The sequence below is a fragment of the Acinetobacter sp. GN11 genome (genome assembly GCF_054823985.1).
Window position 1 is genome coordinate 1 of the sequence record NZ_JRVL01000296.1, and the last position, 912, is coordinate 912.

Below are 912 nucleotides of genomic sequence, written 5' to 3' on the forward strand. Positions count from 1 at the left end.
GTTTACAGCGATTTTATATTGATTACGCCCATTTGTTTTTGCTTTATACAAAGCATGGTCAGCACGCGCTACAAAAGCAGAAATTGAATCGTTTAGACGAGGAATTGTAGTTGCGACTCCAACACTAATGGTGACATGTGGTGAAACATCACTACAAGGGTGCTCAATTGCAATTTTATCAATCGCACTCATTAAACGTTCAACTTGGATCAAAGCTTGCTGAGCATTTGTCATTGGAAATAACAGTAAAAATTCTTCGCCGCCATAACGTGCTACTAGATCACCACTACGGGCAGCAATAGAAGAAATAGCAATTGCGATTTCTTTTAAGCACTCATCACCTTTTAGATGACCTAACGTGTCATTGTAAGATTTAAAATAATCAATATCGACCATCATAATGGTGAGCGGTGTTTCATGTCGCAAAGCACGTCGCCATTCATTATCCAGTGTTTCATCTAAATACCGTCGATTGGCTAAACCAGTGAGTGCATCTTGCTGTGAAAGTAAAGATAATTGCTGGGCTTGTTGCATGAGTTCAATGCGATTCAGCTCGATCATGCAGTTTTGTAAGTAGTTTTCTCGATGTTGGCGGTCAGTTGCATAGGCAAGGGTCATTCCCAAGAAACTACTGAAGGTGTAAGTTCGGTTCAAGAAAGTCCAGTCGATTACCCCATTTAAGTAGTTACTTGCCAAAATTCCAACAAGTCCTCCAACCCATCCAGCAAATATGGCGGTATAAAAACGCATACCTACTGCACCATAGATAATTACAATCGCATACATCATCGCCGCATGAAAAAGAACATTCTCTTGGCCATTTTCAATAACGTTAATTAAAATAAAAGTAATTGCTACCGCTAAAGCTGAGCCAATTCCTACATAATAATCAAAATACTGATTTAATTTTTT

Annotated in this window: 1 protein-coding gene; it reads right to left on the minus strand. The window is 38.8% G+C overall.

The features are described 5' to 3' along the window. On the minus strand, positions 1 to 912 hold a 912-nt coding region (locus NL42_RS18465; protein ID WP_461313858.1), incomplete at both ends, for a GGDEF domain-containing protein.